The sequence below is a fragment of the Paenibacillus phytohabitans genome (assembly GCF_013141775.1).
Lineage (GTDB): Bacteria > Bacillota > Bacilli > Paenibacillales > Paenibacillaceae > Paenibacillus_AQ > Paenibacillus_AQ phytohabitans.
This window is the reverse complement of record NZ_WHOB01000067.1, coordinates 22688-41857: the sequence shown is the minus strand read 5'-3', so window position 1 is coordinate 41857 and position 19170 is coordinate 22688. Positions and strand designations below refer to the sequence as shown.

The 19170-nt window shown below is 50.1% G+C and carries 16 protein-coding genes; 14 read left to right on the top strand and 2 right to left on the bottom strand.

Annotation, left to right across the window (positions count from 1 at the left end):
- The first annotated feature begins 21 nt into the window (after window positions 1–21).
- Entirely contained in the window at window positions 22–633 is a 612-nt protein-coding gene (gene pcp, locus GC101_RS22535) for a pyroglutamyl-peptidase I (RefSeq protein WP_171719098.1), read from the top strand.
- On the opposite strand, the gene GC101_RS22530 is transcribed toward pcp, so the two are convergent.
- The gene (locus GC101_RS22530; protein ID WP_171719097.1) at window positions 602–1033 is read right to left on the bottom strand and encodes a GNAT family N-acetyltransferase; all 432 of its coding nucleotides are present in this window, start codon (window positions 1031–1033) and stop codon (window positions 602–604) included. The genes pcp and GC101_RS22530 overlap by 32 nt on opposite strands.
- Window positions 1034–1730: 697 nt before the next feature.
- Between GC101_RS22530 and GC101_RS22525 the strand changes: the two genes are divergently transcribed.
- From GC101_RS22525 to GC101_RS22465, 13 genes are all read left to right on the top strand, one after another.
- Window positions 1731–2858, top strand: a complete 1128-nt coding sequence (locus GC101_RS22525; RefSeq protein ID WP_171719096.1) for an ROK family transcriptional regulator — start codon at window positions 1731–1733, stop codon at window positions 2856–2858.
- A 273-nt stretch (window positions 2859–3131) separates the two neighbouring features.
- Window positions 3132–4643 carry a sugar ABC transporter ATP-binding protein gene (locus GC101_RS22520; RefSeq protein WP_171719095.1) on the top strand — a complete coding sequence of 504 codons (1512 nt, stop codon included), beginning with the start codon at window positions 3132–3134 and terminating at the stop codon, window positions 4641–4643.
- A gap of 10 nt (window positions 4644–4653) precedes the next feature.
- The gene (locus GC101_RS22515; protein WP_171719122.1) at window positions 4654–5688 is read left to right on the top strand and encodes an ABC transporter permease; all 1035 of its coding nucleotides are present in this window, start codon (window positions 4654–4656) and stop codon (window positions 5686–5688) included.
- Window positions 5689–5766: 78 nt separating this feature from the next.
- Window positions 5767–6768 (top strand): sugar ABC transporter substrate-binding protein, encoded by a 1002-nt coding sequence (locus GC101_RS22510; protein ID WP_171719094.1) that lies wholly within the window; start codon window positions 5767–5769, stop codon window positions 6766–6768.
- Window positions 6769–6815: 47 nt separating this feature from the next.
- Window positions 6816–7856: an NAD(P)-dependent alcohol dehydrogenase gene (locus GC101_RS22505; RefSeq protein ID WP_042133589.1), complete on the top strand. Its 1041-nt coding sequence runs from the start codon at window positions 6816–6818 to the stop codon at window positions 7854–7856.
- Window positions 7857–8142: 286 nt separating this feature from the next.
- Window positions 8143–8778 carry a glycoside hydrolase family 11 protein gene (locus tag GC101_RS22500; RefSeq protein WP_171719093.1) on the top strand — a complete coding sequence of 212 codons (636 nt, stop codon included), beginning with the start codon at window positions 8143–8145 and terminating at the stop codon, window positions 8776–8778.
- Between the two features lie 215 nt (window positions 8779–8993).
- Complete coding sequence (locus GC101_RS22495) at window positions 8994–9833, top strand: formylglycine-generating enzyme family protein (protein WP_171719092.1); 840 nt, start codon at window positions 8994–8996, stop codon at window positions 9831–9833.
- A gap of 111 nt (window positions 9834–9944) precedes the next feature.
- A complete protein-coding gene (locus tag GC101_RS22490; RefSeq protein ID WP_171719091.1) occupies window positions 9945–12227 on the top strand; it encodes a helix-turn-helix domain-containing protein in 2283 nt (760 codons plus the stop codon).
- A 286-nt stretch (window positions 12228–12513) separates the two neighbouring features.
- Window positions 12514–13473, top strand: a complete 960-nt coding sequence (locus GC101_RS22485; RefSeq protein WP_171719090.1) for an ABC transporter permease — start codon at window positions 12514–12516, stop codon at window positions 13471–13473.
- 15 nt (window positions 13474–13488) lie between these two features.
- The gene (locus GC101_RS22480; protein WP_042210579.1) at window positions 13489–14361 is read left to right on the top strand and encodes a carbohydrate ABC transporter permease; all 873 of its coding nucleotides are present in this window, start codon (window positions 13489–13491) and stop codon (window positions 14359–14361) included.
- A gap of 70 nt (window positions 14362–14431) precedes the next feature.
- Window positions 14432–16105 carry an ABC transporter substrate-binding protein gene (locus GC101_RS22475; protein WP_171719089.1) on the top strand — a complete coding sequence of 558 codons (1674 nt, stop codon included), beginning with the start codon at window positions 14432–14434 and terminating at the stop codon, window positions 16103–16105.
- Window positions 16106–16773: 668 nt separating this feature from the next.
- Complete coding sequence (locus tag GC101_RS22470; protein WP_171719088.1) at window positions 16774–18363, top strand: ArnT family glycosyltransferase; 1590 nt, start codon at window positions 16774–16776, stop codon at window positions 18361–18363.
- Complete coding sequence (locus GC101_RS22465; protein WP_171719087.1) at window positions 18329–18601, top strand: hypothetical protein; 273 nt, start codon at window positions 18329–18331, stop codon at window positions 18599–18601. The genes GC101_RS22470 and GC101_RS22465 overlap by 35 nt, the downstream gene beginning before the upstream one ends.
- Window positions 18602–18630: 29 nt before the next feature.
- On the opposite strand, the gene GC101_RS22460 is transcribed toward GC101_RS22465, so the two are convergent.
- The gene (locus GC101_RS22460; RefSeq protein WP_171719086.1) at window positions 18631–19158 is read right to left on the bottom strand and encodes a ClbS/DfsB family four-helix bundle protein; all 528 of its coding nucleotides are present in this window, start codon (window positions 19156–19158) and stop codon (window positions 18631–18633) included.
- Between the last annotated feature and the right edge of the window lie 12 nt (window positions 19159–19170).

Genomic DNA, 19170 nt, shown 5'->3' with positions numbered 1-19170 from the left:
AAGAAAGAGAGGTTACATGCTATGAAAATCCTTATAACAGGCTTCGAGCCGTTTGGCGGAGAGCTTGTCAACCCTTCGTTGGAGGCGGTACAGCATCTGGAGAATTACATCGGCGGTGCGGAGATCATCAAGCGGTCTCTGCCCGTGGTGTTCCAGAAATCGGTGGAGACACTGATCGGGTATATCGGGGCCGAAAGGCCGGATGCGGTGATCTGTATCGGACAGGCGGGCGGGGTGAGCGGCATTACGGTGGAACGGATTGCAGTTAATCTGATGGATGCTCCCATTGCCGATAACGAGGGCTGCCAGCCGGAGGATATGCCGGTCTGCGCGGACGGACCGAATGCCTATTTTTCCAGCCTGCCTGTCAAAAGAATTGTTCAGAGAATCAAAGACAACGGCCTGCCGGCCTTCCTCTCGAACAGCGCTGGAACTTATGTCTGCAACAACACGATGTACGGTCTGCTCCATCACATTGAACAGCATTATCCGGCTATGCGCGGCGGCTTCATCCATGTGCCCTATATCCCTGAGCAAGTGCTCGATAAGCCGGGTAAGGCCAGCATGGCGCTGGGTGATATCGTTAAGGCTGCCCGGATTGCTATATCTGTGATAGCTTCATATGCAGAATAGGCCAAGGCTGGCCTTGTTCATCCCGTTCAGACCGGTCATAGACCTGGAATCCCAGATGCTCATAGAACCTGAGAGCCTGGGGATTTTGCTCATTCACATCCACGTAAAGTACGTTTAGAGTGTGCAGGGCATAAGTGACTAGCTGCTTACCAATGCCTTGTCCTCTGACGGCGGGGTCTACGAACAGCATTTCAATCTTCTGCTCCTGAACATGCTCCTGACCGGTATAGGCAAGCAAATGGGAGATATGTCCGATACCTTGATGAACCAAGGGACGTAATCCTTCAATATCCTGTTCTGTTAGGAAAAGATGCGTGGCACGGACCGCTGATTCCCAAATGTCCAGCAGCTCTTGTGATATATTCTGATCTCTATCTGTAATTTTTTGAATCCGGTTCATAGGCTCCTCCTGGCAATTTTGCTATGATTATAGCATACGACAAGGAATGGATTCTGAGGCTAATTTCATATATAACTGAATCGAGATGAAGCGGCTTAGACCAACGGTTAACCTGATTAAGTTCGGCGGAATCACATTCATTCTTTCCGGCATTCTCTTTTTTGCCCAGTATCTGTTTATGATGCCTATGCCTGCTCCCCCGCTGCCGGATGCTGAGCTGTTGTCCTGGCTGCATTCAGGCTCAACCGTTCGCTGTCACTCCTACCCTACTAAATCCTGCACGAAATACAACATTTCTCTATTAATATCAGTCCTATTCGGGAATTGTTGTATAAAAGGCAGGAGTTCGCCTTCCAACAGGTGGTTAGCAGGACAATTCTTGTAATTCATACAACAATTCTGCCGAGGCGTCTATTATTTAGGGGGCAGAGTTGTAATACGTACAACATTAGGATGTTAGTGCGGGTGAACGTAAGAGTCCAGCTAGTCTAGGGGCCGTAATTCGGACAAAACAACGCAATCCGGGGTGCAAGTGTGAAAAGACTAATGACGGGGAAATAAATACTTGATACAATGACCGTATATTAGTGAAAATATTCACAATTAGAACATACAGATGATTGCAAAAACGGGTGTGATTGTATATTATATTTATATACATTATTAAAGTACATTTGTAAAAGTCGGAGGCTATATAATGGCGACACATCGCTTGAACAGTATGGAAGTTAAAAAGATGAACCGGAACGCCATTTACCGATATCTTTATCACCGTGAATCTACTTCTATTCAAGAGATTGCGCAGGCGCTCAATCTAAGCCTGCCTACAGTTACCCAGAACCTTAAAGAGCTGCAGGAAAGAGAGCTGATCGAGGAGACCGGGCTGTTCGAATCCACCGGCGGCCGCAAAGCCAAGTCAATGGCCTGTAACAGTGTGGCGAGATATGCCATCGGGCTGGATGTGACCCTGAATCATGTGGGGATAGTCATCATTGATCTAAGCGGCAGAATCGTTAAGAATGTCAGAAACCACTTCCCCTTCGCGAACAGCGAGGTCTATTTCCAGGGGGTGGGCAAGCTGGTGGAGGATTTTGTGGAAGATTGTCAGCTTGAGCGCAGCCGGATTCTGGGTGTGGGGATTGCGCTGCCCGCGATTCTGTCCGATGACCGCCAGACGGTGAGCTATGCCACGGTAATTGATTTCAAAGGCGGAAGTGTCCGGCGGTTCGCCGAATTCATCCCTTATCCCTGTGTGCTCAGCAATGATGCGAACGCGGCCGGCTTCACCGAATTGTGGGGGGAGCAAGACATTCACAATGTAGTCTATTTATCCCTCAACAACAGCGTGGGCGGTTCAATTATAGTTAGTAACCAGATCTATGCCGGTCAGAACCACCGTGGCGGAGAGTTCGGACACATGACGATTATGCCTGAGGGCCGTACCTGCTATTGCGGGCAGAAGGGCTGTGTGGATGCCTATTGCTCAGCTAGAATACTATCGGACAGCACCGGGGGCAGCATTTCTGAATTTTTCCGGCTGCTTCGCGAGGGGAATGAGCCGCAAAAGGCCATCTGGCAGGAGTACCTTGGCTACCTGGTGATTACAATTAACAACCTGCGGATGCTGTACGATTGCGATGTAATCCTCGGCGGTTATGCCGGAGCGTATATGGAGGAATATATTGATGATCTCCAGGCGCTCGCGGCCCGGAAGAACACCTTCGAGCAGGACGGCACCTACCTCCGGGTCTGCAAATACAAGCTGGAGGCTACCGCCGTGGGAGCTGCGCTGGAACTGGTAACGGAGTTTATTGACAGCATCTAGATATAACCTTTAAACAAAAGAATATCCTATTCTTCTCCCGCTCCTCCGGAAGAGGGACGGTGCTGCATCTGCGGCTCCGCCTTCTTCCGGAGGCTTTTTTTGTATGTCCGCCTGTTACAGAAAGCTGCAGGTTGAATGCGTTTTCATCACGTTTTAAGTTTTTGTTGACTTCAATACAAAACTGGCTATAATCTTATTTAGAAAGTTTTATAAAAGTACTTTAGTAACAATTGGAGCAGGCGGGAAATCAGTTTATCATTTGGGGGGAAAGGAATGGAAGAGAGCATTAAACTCAGGGTGTCACAGATCGAGAAGTCCTTTCCGGGGGTCAAGGCGTTAGACAAGATTGATTTCAAGGTGAGAAAAGGTTCGGTGCATGTCCTGTGCGGCGAGAACGGTGCAGGTAAATCAACCCTCATGAAGATCATCAACGGCATTCACCAGCCGGATGGCGGGCAGATCTTCATAGACGAGAAGCCTGTCAGAATCAGCAACCCGATTCAGGCACGGAGCCTGGGGATTTCGATGATATTCCAGGAGCTGAATTATGTGCCGGAAATGACCGTGGAAGAGAATATCTTCCTCGGGAATCTGCCGGCGAACCGGTTCGGCAAGGTGGACTGGAAGCAGGTCAGAGTGCGTACCAAGGAGCTGCTGCGTGCAGAGAATCTGCCGTATTCCCCGACTACCCTGCTCAAGGATCTGACGGTGTCCGATATTCAGATGCTGGAAATTATGAAAGCGATTTCGTACAAGTCAGATATCATCATCATGGATGAGCCTACCTCTGCGATTACCCACGAGGAAGTAGATAAGCTGTTCGTGAAGATCAGGGAGCTGCAGGCCCGGGGCGTCAGCATTATCTATATTTCGCATAAGCTGGACGAGATTTTTCAGATCGCCGATGAGATTACCGTATTCCGGGACGGAACGGTAGTGGAGAGCCATCCCAAGGAGAAGCTGGATATTGAGACGGTGATCTCGCTGATGGTCGGCCGCAAGCTTACCAATACCTACCCGAAAGAAGAGGTAGAGATTGGCGACACCTTGCTGAAGGTAGAGAATCTGAGCGGTCACGGCGGTTATGAGAATGTAAGCTTCCATGCACGCAAGGGGGAAATGGTCGGCTTCGCCGGACTGATCGGGGCAGGGAGAACCGAGGTGATGCGTTCGCTCTTCGGGCTTGATCCCATCGCCTCCGGGCAGGTGTACATCAAGGGCCGCGAGGTCACAATCAAGAACGTGGAGCAGAGCATCAGGCAGGGTATGGTCATGCTCTCCGAGGATAGACGCATATACGGGATCATTCCTATGCGGTCGGTGAAGGAGAATACGACCCTGTCTTCCCTGAAGAGCGTGTTCTACCGCTTCCGGCATCATGCCAAGGCCGAGCAGGATATCGTGTCGGAGATGTTCCAGAAGATGCGGGTGAAGACACCCTCGATGGATACAGTCATCGCCTCGCTGAGCGGGGGCAACCAGCAGAAGGTGGTGCTGGCCAAATGGATGATTCTGGGTCCGGATATTCTGATCCTGGATGAGCCTACCCGGGGCATTGACGTTGGCGCCAAATACGAAATCTATAAGCTGATGACCGATCTGGTCAAGGAGGGCAAGGTCGTCATTATGGTCTCCTCCGAGCTGCCCGAGCTGCTGGGGATGTGTGACCGGATATACGTGATGGCCAAGGGCACAATTACCGGGGAGATCAGCCGGGAAGATTTCACCCAGGAGCAGATTATGAAGTACGCCACCGGAACGATTACATCAAATGAGGTGAACTGAATTGAAAGAGATGAATTGGAGCCAATTCTGGAGCACATTTAAAAAGACGTACAGCATCTATCTGGTGCTGCTGGCATTATTTATTGTCTGTTCTTTTGCCAACCCGAACTTTCTGTCCATTAATAACCTGACCAACATCTCCACCCAGCTGGCGGTAACTACCATCCTGGCGTTTGGCCAGACCCTGCTGATTATCAGCGGGATGCTGGATTTATCGCAGGGCTCTGTGCTGGCCCTTTCCGGAGTGTTTGCTGTATCCGCTTACAAATCTACAGGTTCTTTTACAGCCGCTATTGTCGTCGGTATCGTGACCGGCGTGGTGTGCAATATTGTCAATGCCGTGATGGTCAGCACCTTCAAGACGCCGCCTTTCATTGCGACACTGGCCATGCTGACGATGGCGCGCGGGGTTGCCCTCCTCTTCACCAAAGGACAGAACATCCTGCAGCTGGGGGATTTCACCGTCCTCGGCCAAGGCTCCATCGGCTTCATTCCTATCCCCGTGCTATTTCTGATTGCCTTTGCCCTTATCACCTGGTACATCTTGCGGCACACCCGGTTCGGACGCTCGCTGTTTGCAGTGGGCGGGAATGAAGAAGCGGCTACGGCTTCAGGCATCAACGTATCCAAGGTCAAATACACCGCTTTTATCATCAACGGTATCTTCGTAGGGGTTGCCGGAATTCTCTTCATGTCCCGGGTGAATGCCGGGCTTCCCAACGGTGCAATCAACTATGAATTCACGGCGCTGACGGCGGCGATCATCGGGGGCACCAGCTTCTCCGGCGGGATCGGCTCGGCGGGCGGCACCCTGGCTGGCGCCTTCATTGTAGGCTTCCTGGATAACATCATGAACCTGACCAATGTCGACTCTTACATACAGCAGATTATCCGCGGGGCCATCATTGCGCTGGCGGTAATCTACGATATCCGGTCCAAGAACCGCAGAACCAAGAACACACTTGGCAGAATTGAAGACAAGAACGGCAGGAACGGCAAGAGCAGCGGACGCAAGAGGGAGCAGAGTCCGGGAATCGCCAAGTGACCCGGCACAGGTAAGAGGATGTCCAGGCAACCGGATTAAACAGCGGCGCTGTTTAAAATAAATAAAAGGGGAAAAACAATGAGAAAAACATGGATCACCTTAGTTTCGATGCTGTTGGTACTGGGACTGCTCGCAGGCTGTGGCAACTCGAATACGTCAAGCTCGTCTAATTCAGGAGCGCAAGGAAGTAACAGCGGTGAGAAAGTATATAAGGTTGCCTACATCGCACGTGCGCAGTCGGACTCCTTTGCCGCCTGGCTTGCCAACGCCGTGAAGGAAGAAGCCAAGAAATATCCGAACATCAAGCTGGAGGTCTTCGACGGGCAGGCCAGTGACGATAAAGAGAATTCCATGATCGAGAATGCCATCACGAACAAGTTCGACCTTGTCATTGTGCAGCCGAATAACGGTGAGGCGCAAAGACCTTACGTAGAGAAGGTAATCAAAGCCGGTATTTATGCCATCACCACTAATGCCCGCATCTCCGGCATTGAAGGAGCATCCACTGTGGATGCCGATCCTTACGAGCAGGCCGGAGTCAATGCCCGCGCAGCGCTGGAACAGATCCCGCAGAATGCCAAGGTCGTAGTACTCAACGGCCCGTCCGGGAACTTCCACGCTGACAAGCGCAGAGAGAGCTGGCAGAAGGAATTCTTCGACAAGCGTCCGGATGTGCAGATCGTCGGCGAACAGATCGCGAACTGGAACAAGGATGAAGCGATGAAATATATGGAGGACTGGGTTCAGGCCAACGACAAGATCGACGCGGTAGTTTCCATGAACGACAATATGGCGGCAGGCGCGATTGAAGCGGTTAAGGATAATGCCAAGTTCAGCAGCATGCTGGCTTATGGAGTGGATGGAACGGCTGAGGCGTTTCAGCTGATCAAGGAGGGCAAGATGACCTCCACTTGTCTGCAGAATGCTTTTGAGCTGGCAGAGAAGCTGCTCGATACCAGCAACAAGCTGCTGACCGGCGCGGAGAAACAGATCGACACCGATATCGGCAACCCGCTGATTGCCAAGGATAATGTGGATGAGTATATCGCATTGCTGGAGAAGGCAGAGGCCTTGAAGTAATTCAGATGGTTATACAGAACGCTAATGCCCCTGAGGAGGAGAAACTTGTGAAGAACAGAGCCTTTTATATGACAGAGCTGAAGAAATTGGAAATGAATGAAATTGATATGCCGGTAGCCAAAGAGGGCGAGGTTGTTGTAAAGCTGGAATATGTCGGGATTTGCGGCTCAGATGTACACTATCTGGAGTATGGCCGGATCGGTGACTTCGTGGTCGACGGAGATTTCATCCTCGGGCATGAATGTGCCGGAGAAGTGGTGGAGCTGGGACCAGGGGTGAAGCATCTGAAGGTGGGGGACCGGGTTGCGCTGGAGCCTGGAGTGACCTGCGGCCAGTGTGAGTTCTGCAAGAGCGGCAAGTATAATCTCTGTCCGGATGTACAGTTTCTGGCGACTCCGCCTTACCATGGCTGCCTGATGGATTACATGGCTTTTCCGGAGAACATGGCCTTTAAGCTGCCGGACAACGTATCTTCGGAAGAAGGGGCATTGGTGGAGCCGCTGGCGGTGGGCCTGCATGCTGCAGCACAAGGCGGAATTAAGCTGGGTGACCGTGTCGTGATCCTCGGAGCGGGCTGCATCGGGCTGGTCACACTACTGGCCTGCAAGGCATATGGGGCAACGGATATTGTGGTCGTAGACATCATTGAGAAGCGGCTGGAAGCGGCGAAGAAGCTGGGCGCCTCCCTGGTTATCAATGCGAAGCAAGAGAATGTGTTGGATGTCATCGCTGCACTGACAGACGGTCAGGGCGTAGATAAGGTCATTGAAACCGCGGGAAGCGAGCATACCGTGAAGCAGACGCCTTATCTGGTCAAAAGAGGCGGAACGATTGTGCTCGTCGGACTCGCAGCCAAGGATATCATCGACTTCGACTTCATGCAGATTATGTTCAAAGAAGCCGATATCAAATCGGTATTCCGTTACCGCAACCTGTATCCTGCCGCCATTGGAGCGATTGCCGGCGGTAAAATTGACGTCAAGGGTATCGTGACCCATGAATTCAACTTCGAGGATACCCAGAAAGCTTTTGATTTCGTCATCAATAACAAGGAAGATGTGGTGAAGGCCGTAATCAAGATGGGCTGATGAATCCATAAGATTGCTGATGCAGGGCCGTCCTTTAATGGGGCGGCTTTTTTAATTGATAAGTTATGCCGTCTCGTCTCCATAAGACCTATAAAAATTGGGATTAAACCTTTAATTTGCAGAGAGTAATGTAAACGCTTACCTTATATAATTTACTCGTGAAGGAGGACAAGTAAATATCTGGGAGATACCTCAGGATAAGTTAGATTCTGCGGACAGAGGCTACGGGCAAGTGAGGGCGGGAAGAAAGGCTGTACACAACAAATTATTCTTAGGAGGTAATTCAATGTTTAAGCTAAACAAGAAAATTCTAACGGTAGTCATGGCAGCCACAATGAGCTTCAGCGCGTTTGCAGCCACCTCAAGTGCAGCAACAGATTATTGGCAGAACTGGACTGATGGCGGAGGTACAGTCAATGCTACGAACGGAACTGGCGGGAATTACAGTGTGAACTGGTCCAATACCGGCAATTTCGTGGTCGGTAAAGGCTGGAATGTTGGATCGCCAACACGAACAATCAACTACAATGCAGGCGTCTGGGCGCCGTCCGGCAACGGGTATTTAACCCTGTACGGCTGGACAAGAAATTCACTCATCGAATATTACGTTGTTGACAGCTGGGGGACTTATAGACCTACCGGAACGTATAAGGGCACCGTGACCAGTGACGGGGGCACCTATGATATCTATACCACCATGCGCTACGACGCGCCTTCCATTGATGGAAATGCCACATTCCCTCAATACTGGAGTGTAAGACAGTCGAAGAGAGCGACGGGAAGCAATTCTGCTATCACTTTCAGTAATCATGTTAACGCATGGAAGAGCAAAGGGATGAATCTGGGAAGCAGCTGGTCCTATCAGGTGCTTGCAACAGAAGGCTATCAGAGCAGCGGCAGCTCTAACGTAACGGTGTGGTAACAGGCGGCTGACAGGCACTAACCGGGTTCCGGCTATGCAGAAAGACGGCTGATCATTGATAGGACTGAGGCCTGCCGGTCACACAGCCGGCGGCCTTAATAAGCCAGCTATATAGGCTGGACTCCACATGAAATCTCTATGACTACTGTGCTTCCTATATAGAGGCTTATCAGCAGGTCCGTACCTTTCCCAATCGGTTCAAAGGAGATATATCCATGCGAAAACTATTGATTGTCTTTTTAATAGCATTAACGGGTATTGCCGCTGCCTGCTCGCAGGAGAAGCCTGTCAAGGAAGAGCGTCTTGTATGGGTCGAGGGCGGTGCCTTTGTAGACACAAAATCCAATTATTACGGAACAGATGTGACCCTCCCGGACTTTTATATCAGTAAGTATGAGGTGACTCAACAAGAATGGCTGGAGGTGATGGGGAATAACCCTTCCCAGTTTCAAGGGGATAATCTGCCCGTAGAGAGTGTAACCTGGTATGATGCTGTGGAGTACTGCAATCAACGGAGTATGAAGGAGGGCTTGAAGCCCTATTACAATATAGACAAGAATACTGTTGATCCGAATAATACAAGCGAAAGAGATTTCATGAAATGGACCGTAACGGTCAATGCAGGAGTGAACGGCTACCGTTTGCCGACTGAAGCGGAGTGGGAATATGCAGCAGGCGGAGGACAGATGAGCAAGAGCAGCAGCTATAGCGGAAGCAGCAAGGCTGATGAGGTAGCCTGGTATTGGAGGAATTCCGGGGATCAATTCTTAACCGGGGATTGGAACTGGCCGGCGATCGAGAATAACCATAACCAGACGAAAATTAGCGGCCTCAAGAAACCCAATGAGCTGGGGCTTTACGATATGTCAGGTAACGTGAGGGAATGGTGCTGGAACTGGTACGAAGGCCCGGACAGCAGCAGCGGCTCCCTCAGACTGGTGAAGGGCGGCGGGTGGATCGGCGGCGTTAACAATACAGAGGTATCGTTTCGGGGCAAGTTTGAGGGGAGCAGCAGGGGAAATGACCAGGGTTTTCGTGTGATCCGCAGTGAGTAAATAGCCAAACCTGCTTAAACTGTACATCAGATTTCAAATTGTACATATGAAGCTTACCCCAATTTCATTTATGATTGAAATGTACAAAAAAGGGAATTAGGGGGATTGCAATTGAATTTGGAAAGGGGTCACTTCACACAAAGTGTAGTTTTCCGGTTAATTGTCTCGTATGCGGTGATTCTGTGCATACCTGTCATTCTTAGTGTGATCATCTATGGTCAGACGAGAGAAATTGTGAAAAATGAGATTAAGCTGGCAAGCAGAGCGATGCTCCAGCAGGTAAGATATATTGTGGACGGGGAGCTGCTGCAGACAGAGAGCCTTGCCACACAGCTGGCCGTTCATTCAGAAGTGAAAGGCTTTCTGTCTTCATCCACACCTGATAACGCTTACAAGATATACGGGCTGAAGCAGGAGCTGGGCAAAATGTTATCTGCCAACAACTTCATTAAGGAGATTAACTTATATTCGAAACCGCTGCAGTCGGTGCTTTCCAGTGAGACCTATATAGAAGAACAATCTTTTTATGAGATGAAGCTTCAGACGGATACGTTCGCTTACGATGATTGGCAGCAGGTTATCAACCAGCATCATTCGGGTGAATACGTGCTGCTTCCGCTCAAGAATCCGGATAAAAAAGTTGCGTATACCCCGTTCTATATCCGTTCGTTGCCGATTCAGGCGACTGCTGAACTAACAGGCGCACTCATCATACCGCTTAATGTGGAGAAGATGATGACGATGCTTGCAAATATCGACTGGGTAGAGCGGGGCCGGGTATTTATTATGGACACGAATGGCCAGATTATGATTCAGAATGCTGGAGATACGCTGATCGAACCTTCGGCTTATCAGGAATGGAATGACCGCGGCACCGGCACCTTTACGAGTACCTTTCAGGGAGTTAAATCGATGATCACCATCGAGTCGTCTGATACGACAGGCTGGAAGTATATCAGCGTGTTTCCGACCGATGTCTTCTGGGAGCATATCGGGGGAATGCGGACGATGAACATGTACGGATTATTGCTGTGCTTTGCGGTAGGCAGTGCGGTTATCTATTATTTCGCCCGCAAAAACTATGATCCGATCAAAGAGCTGGTCAGCGTATTTACCCGCAATCCGGCGCAGGGCACCGGTGAATACCTGGATGAATATACGTTCATCCGCAGGAATGTTCTGGAGACGATCAGGGAACGGGATGATACGAACAATAAGCATGATCAACAGCTGCGCGTGCTGCAGAATTACTATTTAGGGAGGCTCCTGAAGGGTCAGGCCGACCGTAACGTCCCGTTCACGGAGCTGGCGAAGATGTATAAGCTGAATTGGACGACTGATCATTTCGCAGTGCTGCTGTTCTATATCGATAGCGATGACGATGGGATACAGGATCTCGCGTTATCCCAATTTATTGTATCCAATATTGTTGCCGACCTGGTCAGCAATCATTGGACGATCAATTTCACAGATATGGACGGCATGCTGGCGGCGGTCGTGAACGTAGCTCCGGAGCGTGCAGAGCACTGGAAGGATGATATCGAGGATGATCTGGCCCAAGCCTACGAATTCATTACTCTCCGGTACAAGCTCCGCTTCACCACAGTGGGCAGTGAGCTGCAGACAGGTCTGAACGGCGTGAATCTCGCGTTCCTTCAAGCCCTGGAAGCCCAGGAATACCGCAGCGTGCTCGGTGATGAGATGCTGATCTGGTACGGAAGCATCAAGCCAAGCGCCGGCAGTTATTTCTTCACGGTGAATGACCAGATGATGCTGATCAACTTCCTGAAGGCCGATGAATTCGATAAGGCCAACGAGATGATTAATAGTATCTTACAGCAAGCGTTCCAAAGAGAGAGGTCGCATGAAATCTCGAAATGCATCCTGCTTGATGTAGCGGCTACGATGATTAAAGCCATTCCTGATCAAGAGCAGACCAGCATTGCCTGGGATGAATGGCGGCCGCTCAAGCGGCTGCTGTCCTGCACCACGAAGCCCGAATTCGAGCAGGAGCTGCTCGATATCTTTGAGCGGGTATGCACGGTGCTCCGCAGTAAGCCTAATCTGCAGACGAGTGCCGGTATCGGCGAGAAGGTTACAGCGTTCGTGCAGGAGAACTACAGCGACAAGAACCTGAGTGTATCACAGATCGGCGATCATTTCGGATTGACGCCGCAGTATGTATCCCGGTTGTTCCGCGAACAGACAGGGCAGGTCGGACTGCGTGATTATATCAGCCAGAGCCGGGTTGAAGCAGCCAAGGTTCTGCTGCTCGAAGGGGCCAGTATCGACGATACCGCCGAGAAGGTTGGATTCGCCAGCAGCCATGCGTTTATCCGGGTATTTAAGAAGTATGAAGGGATTACGCCGGGGAAATACAAGGCGATCCAGTGAAACAGGATAGTGAAGCAGATGGACAGATGATCTCCGGTTGCCGGAGGTCATCTTTTTTGGTTTCCAGAGCGGAAATACGCGAAACCGTCTATCCGTTTCAAGATGTCAACCGCCATTTGCAGGTTAACGTACATCATTTCCGGTATTGAACATTGATGAGCCGCCGGGTTAGCAAGTACATTGATGGAGCAGAAAGCGATTACATCCGGACGGCCGCGAACCCGCCCGCAAGCGTCAGGCTGCCGTCCCTGCTAGAGTGAATTATTCGTGAGGAAGTGATGATGACATGGCAGTTCCTGCTAAAGCTAAGACTGCAGGCATGATTCCACGCAAGAAGGCGGACAGAATTCCCTTATGGAAGCATGTTAAACAAGAATGGAAGCTATATTCGTTTCTGGTCATCCCGGTAATCTACTTCATTATTTTCAAGTATGCGCCGATGCTGGGGAACATTATTGCTTTCCGGAAGTACAGAGGCGGGCCTAATATCCTGGGTACGGAATGGGTCGGGTTTACGTACTTCGAGATGTTTATGAAGGATCCGACATTTTGGCGGGCTTTTTTCAATGATCTTACCTTAAGTGTCAGTTATCTCCTGGTGAAATTCCCTGTTACTTTGTCATTTGCGCTCCTGCTTAACGAAATACGGAGGATCAAATGGAAGAAATTCGTCCAGACGGTATCCTATCTTCCGCATTTCATCTCCATGGTTATCGTCGCAGGGATGATTAAAGAGGTGGTTTCTTTAACGGGCCCCCTGAATAGCGTTCTGACGTCCTTTGGACTGGAGACAATCTCCTTCATCTCCCTGCCGCAGTGGTTTCCGGTGATCTATGTTACCTCCGGCGTCTGGCAGAGCCTGGGCTGGGGAACGATTCTCTATCTGGCCGCGATGACCGGCATCGATCCATCATTGTATGAGGCAGCGAAGATTGATGGCGCTAACCGCTTCAAGCTGGCGAAGCATGTGACCATTCCCGGCATTCTGCCGACGATTATGGTGCTCCTGATTCTGGATATCGGCAGCATCCTGGGCTCCAATTTCGAGAAAATCCTGCTGCTGTACAATCCGCTTACCTACGAAACCGCTGATGTTATCTCTACCTATGTGTACCGGATGGGGATCACCGGAGGGAACTTCAGCTATGCGACAGCGGTAGGCTTGTTCGAAGGGATTATTGGACTGATCCTGGTGACGATTGCCAATACCGTATCCAAAAAAACTACGAAATCCAGCCTGTGGTAGAAAGGAGCCGAACCCGTGAAGCGAACCTCAACCTTTAACTTGTTTAACATTTTGAACAGTATATTTATGATTCTGATTGTCATCTTCACCTTATATCCATTCGTCTATCTCGTAGCCCAGTCCTTCAGTTCGGAAGCCGCTATTTATGCAGGCAAGGTGACCTTATTCCCGGTAGAATTCACAACCAAAACTTATGAGGTGATCTTGAGCAAACCGGATTTCTTCCATTACTACTGGAACACCATTGTATATTCCGTAACAGGCACTTTAATCGCCGTGACGGCAACAGCAGTAATCTCTTATCCGCTATCCAAAGATAAACTGCGGCTCAACAAATTTTTCATTCCGTTTGTCCTGTTCACAATGTATTTCGGAGGCGGACTCATCCCGAACTATATTCTGGTGGCCAAGACGTTAGACATGCGGGATACAATCTGGGCGATTGTCATTCCGGGGGCGATCAGCGCCTTCAATGTCATCCTGATGAAGACGTTTTTTGCCAGCCTGCCTTATGAACTGGAAGAAGCGGGTCGGGTGGACGGCCTGGGGGTATTCGGGATTTTCACCAAAATCATTCTGCCCTTGTCAAAGCCGATTCTGGTTACCATTATGCTGTTCGTGATGGTCGGCATGTGGAATAACTGGTTCGGACCGTCACTCTATCTGCAGTCAAAAGAGAAATGGCCGGTCGCCCTGTATCTGAAGCAAATCATCGACAATGCGGTCAGTCCGACCGAAATCGGGGCATCCTCCGATCAGACGAGCCAGATTGCGGCAAGCATCAAATCGACGGCCATGGTGTTAACCTCACTGCCTATCATCTGCGTGTATCCTTTCGTGCAGAAGTATTTCGTACAGGGCATGATGATCGGCGCGGTCAAAGGATAAACGGTATAACCGGAGGGGGTATGGCCCTCTCTGTTATATATAGCTCTATACACAAAAAGGGAGGCAAACAATGAGATTCAGTAAACCACTTGCAATGGCATCGCTGGCGTTGATGTTGTCTATGACAGCTTGTTCATCCGGGAATAAAGAGGCTTCAGGCACCAGTAATTCCACAGCACCGAATGCTGCGGGTACGAATGCTCCTGCAACAGCCGGGGCGGAAGATTATACCTTTGGCGCAGATCAGACCTTCCACTCGAATGAACCGGTAACCTACTCCATGATGTACAGCGACCATGAGAATTATCCATATAATAAAGACTGGCGGCTGTGGAGTGCGATCCAGGAGAAAACGAATGTAAACTTTGATCTGGCCATTACGGCAAGAACCGAATATGAGAACCAGAAATCCCTGCTCGTGAACAGCGGAGATGCTCCTTATATTATTCCTAAGACTTATGATGAATCCGCTTTCGTGGCCACAGGCCAGATTGTACCTGTCAGTGACTGGGTGCAGTACATGCCGAACTATATGAAGGCCGTGAAGGATTGGGGAATGGAAGAGGATCTGAAGGCTAAGCTCAAGGAGGACGGCAAATATTACGTGCTTCCAGGCATGTGGGAGATTGCCGGTGGCGGTTATTCCTACATTATCCGCAAGGATGTGTTTGAGGCTGCGGGAGTGGATGTTGAAGGCCAGCAGGGCAACTGGACCTATGAAGACTTCTATGAAGCGATGAAGAAGGTCAAGGACTTCACAGGCAGCAAATATGTCATCTCTGACCAGTTCAAGGGAGATTCCGCACTGAACATTGCTGCGGTTCAATATGGCGTTACTGCCGGCTGGGGATTATCCAACGGTCTGGTCTTTGACCAGGATAAGCAGCAGTTTGTTTTTGCTGATGCCTCCGATGACTTCAAGGACTATCTGAGCTACTTCAACAAGTTAGTCAATGAAGGCATTATGGACCCTGAATCCTTCACTCAGGAAGATGATGCGGCACAAGCCAAGTTCTTCAAGGGCGACACCTACGTGATCAGCGGAATCTATCAGGTTATGGCCGATTTCAAGAGCAAGATGCAGGTTCCGGATAGCGAGCTCTACATGATCACCCAGCCGGGCGGCCCCAAAGGGAAGCTGCAGGTCGAAACCTCCCGTCTGGAGAACGGAATCATGATCAGCCAGAATGCGCTGGATGACCTGGGCGAAGAAGAGTTCATTAAGATGCTCCGCTTCGTCGACTGGTTCTGGTACTCTAATGAGGGTCAGATGCTCAGCTTATGGGGCGTAGAAGGGGAGACGTATACACTGGATGCAGACGGAAATGTAGTGCTGAATCCGGATATCTATTATAACGGAATCAATGAAGGTGCTGCTAAGCAGCTGAATGTGGATTACGGCTTCGCCGGCGGGATGTTCGCCTACGGCGGCTCTGAGAAGCTGAAGATGTCCAAGATGACCGATGGGGAGAAAGACTTCGTGAGCCGCGTCCAGTCGACACGGGATACCCGCAAGCTGGCACCGCCGATCATGGCTACTCCTGAAGAGAATGAGCAGATGAAGCTGATCTCGACGCCGCTGATGGATTACGTCAAGACCATGACGCTCAAGTTCGTGACCGGCCAGGAAAAGCTGGACAACTGGGACCAGTATACGGCCCAGGTTGAAGCGAACGGCAGCACGCGGTATACGGAGATGGCCAATGATATTTTTGCGAAGACAAAGAGTCTATTAGGCTATTAATGATTAACTCGCTTAAGTAAACAGATTCAAGTACGGCAGATCCCCTTCAGGCAGACTTTCCGGCAGCAGCATCTTAGGATGCGGTGGCTGGAGAGGGCTTGGAGGGGATTTCTATGTGTATTCCTAATCGTCAGCATCCATTCTCTGATGGAAATAAGAGATAATCTGCTGAACGGTTCTTTCAGGGTAATGAATGCCTTTGCATCGCCGGATTTGTATATAACTGAAGCTGTGCATGAACTAGTAGGTTGTGCTGCGCAAGAGTTGAAAGTTGGTTTTCAATTCAAAATCCTGCACCAAATACAACATTTTTCTCAATAATTTGGCCGAATTTCAAAATTGTTGTATTGAATGCAACATTTCTCCTCCTACTGGCAGTTCAGCGGGGGGATTCTTGTATTTTGTACAACAATTCTCCCAAACACCCGGTTATCTACGACTCGAAGTTGTAATACGTACAACATTATTTTCTTCTGAGGGTGAAACTGTGAAATTTACTCTGCTGCTGGGCGGGGAGCGTGCTATCCAGCTTTATTCAAGTATATTGGCGCACCTGAACTTCACCTTAACCCCATCTTCATCTGTTATTCAGGTTCGGTGTTTATACTACTTCTATAAATCAAGGCATGTGCGGATGGAGAACGGACGCTGCCGTAGAGGAGGTTAACATGGTAAAAGGAATCCAGCGAATATTATATGTCATGCTCGCCTTCTTCATAGGGCTGTTTATTGCTTCCTCCTTGTTTATCAGGGCGAAGTATAACTATGCAATCTATGGTGATACAACAGTGCTGGAGAAACAAAATCTCTTGCTCTTTATCCTGCTGATCGCAGCCGTTCTGGGACTGAGCTACGTGCTGTACAGGCTCTGTCTGAAGCTTAATAAATACAGCAGGAGGATAGTCATCCCTGCGGTCCTGTTATTATCTGCCGCCATTCAACTCGTGATCATCTTCCTGTTCACCCGCATGCCTACGGACGATTCGCAAACGGTGCTGTCCCTGGCCTGGGATATGCTCTACAACAAGGACTATTCATCCTTCCAATCGGGCGGATACCTGTATATGTTCCCGTTCAATTTCTCAATCGTTCTGTACCTGAAGACGCTGCTGTTCCTGTTCCCGGACAATTATCTGGTGATCAAAAGCTTCAATATCCTGTTCTCGCTGGTCACCACGCTAATGATCTACCTGCTCTACAAAGAGCTGAATACCAAGTCCCGATCGAATGACTATGGTGTCCTGGTATTTGCCGCGACCTATATTCCATCCTTGTTTATGAGCAACTTTATCTATAATGATGTGATTGCCACAGCTCTGCTGACCAGCGCTTTGTACTTTGCCGTTACATTCATCCGCAGAAGATCCATGAGGGATATCGTGTTCGCGGCCATCCTGCTGGCGCTCGGCAACTATTTCCGGAGCACAGGCATGATCTTCCTGATTGCCGTGCTTATCTGTCTGCTATTTAACTTCCGTCATCTTGGGCTTAAAAAAGCCATCGCCTCCATAGGCATAACGCTGCTGGTGTTTAACATTCCGGGCTGGACGCAGAACGCTGCGCTCCAGGCCACAGGTATCGTGGACGAATCCCCGTCCAGTAATGCTGCACCGGTCTATATGTGGCTGAATATGGGGATCAATCTGGAGACGCTCGGCTTCTGGGATAACCGTGAGAGCTATAATATCTATCAGCAGGATGCCGGCTACAATAAAGCGGAGAGCGTGGAGCTGTTCAAAGCGTCCATCAGTAATAAGCTCTCGGAGGCTACTCTAGGGGAGCTTGCCGGAATGTATTATAAAAAGATCGTATGGATCTGGACCGAAGGAACGTATCAGGTTGAACGGTACGGGATCGGGAATGACGGAGACTCTGTCGGCGGGGGAAGAGGCGGCTTGGTGATGGACCGGTATATCTATTCCACCCCGGCTTCTGAGCTGCTTAAGGGAGATTCGGATTACCGGAGCGGACTGCAATGGGTGGTTTATGTCCAGAATATCCTTATGTATGGCTTCATTCTCTTCCGGCTGATCTGCGGGATACGGGCCAAGCGGTTTGCGGAAACCCCGCTGGTACTGGTGATTCTGGGCTTCATCGGCTTCTATCTGCTCTGGGAGATTAAGGCCCGGTATATCTATCCGGTATATCCGCTGCTGATTGTCTTATCCTACATGGGCTTTAAAGATGTCTATGAGCTTCTGACCACGAAAAGGGGGACTAGGCATGCGGTTCAACAATCGGCACAAGAGTCGGACTAAGAAATCCTGCATCACCTTAATCATTACTGTGCTTAGCTGTTCGCTGGTGCTCACCTCTTGCGAGGCAATTACTGCCCAGAAGATCTCAAGTGACGATTTCAACTCCAGGTCGGGCGGGTTCCCCGGCATGAACGGCGGCACGAATTTCAATGGCGGCGGCCGGGGAATGGATCGGGGAGGAACGCGCAGGGGCAGCAGTCAGGGGACGGATGGAGGAGCGGGCAGCAGCCAGCAATAGCCAGCAATGAGTCGGCCGGGTAGTGGAGGTTATGCCAGCTGGGCGGGGAAGTATTTTTTCCACTTTCTGATCTTTCCCCGGAAGGTTTTGAACGGAGCTGCTGAATTAATGTGAATCCACCGGGCCATGGGCCAGTTGTCCTTGGTTCCGGTCCATTTACGCGAGCCCTGGATGAACAGCTCCTCTTCCGTCAATGTGCTGACCCATTCCAGCCACTGCTGCTCCGATTGCCGGAATAAGCTGCGCAGTTCAGTCAGTGAATACTCAGAATATTTGTCGTAAAAAGACTGATATAATCCGCCCAGCTCATTCCATTTATAATCCTGAGCCGGCATGAGGAAGGCCTGTCCTTCCAGCTCCTTCTGATCCCAGCTCCTCACCAGCTCCAGCCATCCCAGCTGATAGGCGATGATCTCGGCAGGGGTTTTATCCACTTCAGGAATTCGCGTATCCTTATACTTATCGTCAATACCGCCATACTCGGCGTCCAAGAGCAGGTAAAGGGTATGGATCGTTTCCAGCAGGTCCTGTTTGGACGAATATTCATAGCTTGCCATAGCGCTCACTCT

Bases quoted from the DNA above. Each gene is read 5' to 3' on its own strand.
- pcp (WP_171719098.1), top strand. From the start codon at position 22: ATGAAAATCCTTATAACAGGCTTCGAGCCGTTTGGCGGAGAGCTTGTC.
- GC101_RS22530 (WP_171719097.1), bottom strand. From the start codon at position 1,033: ATGAACCGGATTCAAAAAATTACAGATAGAGATCAGAATATATCACAA.
- GC101_RS22525 (WP_171719096.1), top strand. From the start codon at position 1,731: ATGGCGACACATCGCTTGAACAGTATGGAAGTTAAAAAGATGAACCGG.
- GC101_RS22520 (WP_171719095.1), top strand. From the start codon at position 3,132: ATGGAAGAGAGCATTAAACTCAGGGTGTCACAGATCGAGAAGTCCTTT.
- GC101_RS22515 (WP_171719122.1), top strand. From the start codon at position 4,654: ATGAATTGGAGCCAATTCTGGAGCACATTTAAAAAGACGTACAGCATC.
- GC101_RS22510 (WP_171719094.1), top strand. From the start codon at position 5,767: ATGAGAAAAACATGGATCACCTTAGTTTCGATGCTGTTGGTACTGGGA.
- GC101_RS22500 (WP_171719093.1), top strand. From the start codon at position 8,143: ATGTTTAAGCTAAACAAGAAAATTCTAACGGTAGTCATGGCAGCCACA.
- GC101_RS22495 (WP_171719092.1), top strand. From the start codon at position 8,994: ATGCGAAAACTATTGATTGTCTTTTTAATAGCATTAACGGGTATTGCC.
- GC101_RS22485 (WP_171719090.1), top strand. From the start codon at position 12,514: ATGGCAGTTCCTGCTAAAGCTAAGACTGCAGGCATGATTCCACGCAAG.
- GC101_RS22475 (WP_171719089.1), top strand. From the start codon at position 14,432: ATGAGATTCAGTAAACCACTTGCAATGGCATCGCTGGCGTTGATGTTG.
- GC101_RS22470 (WP_171719088.1), top strand. From the start codon at position 16,774: ATGGTAAAAGGAATCCAGCGAATATTATATGTCATGCTCGCCTTCTTC.
- GC101_RS22465 (WP_171719087.1), top strand. From the start codon at position 18,329: ATGCGGTTCAACAATCGGCACAAGAGTCGGACTAAGAAATCCTGCATC.
- GC101_RS22460 (WP_171719086.1), bottom strand. From the start codon at position 19,158: ATGGCAAGCTATGAATATTCGTCCAAACAGGACCTGCTGGAAACGATC.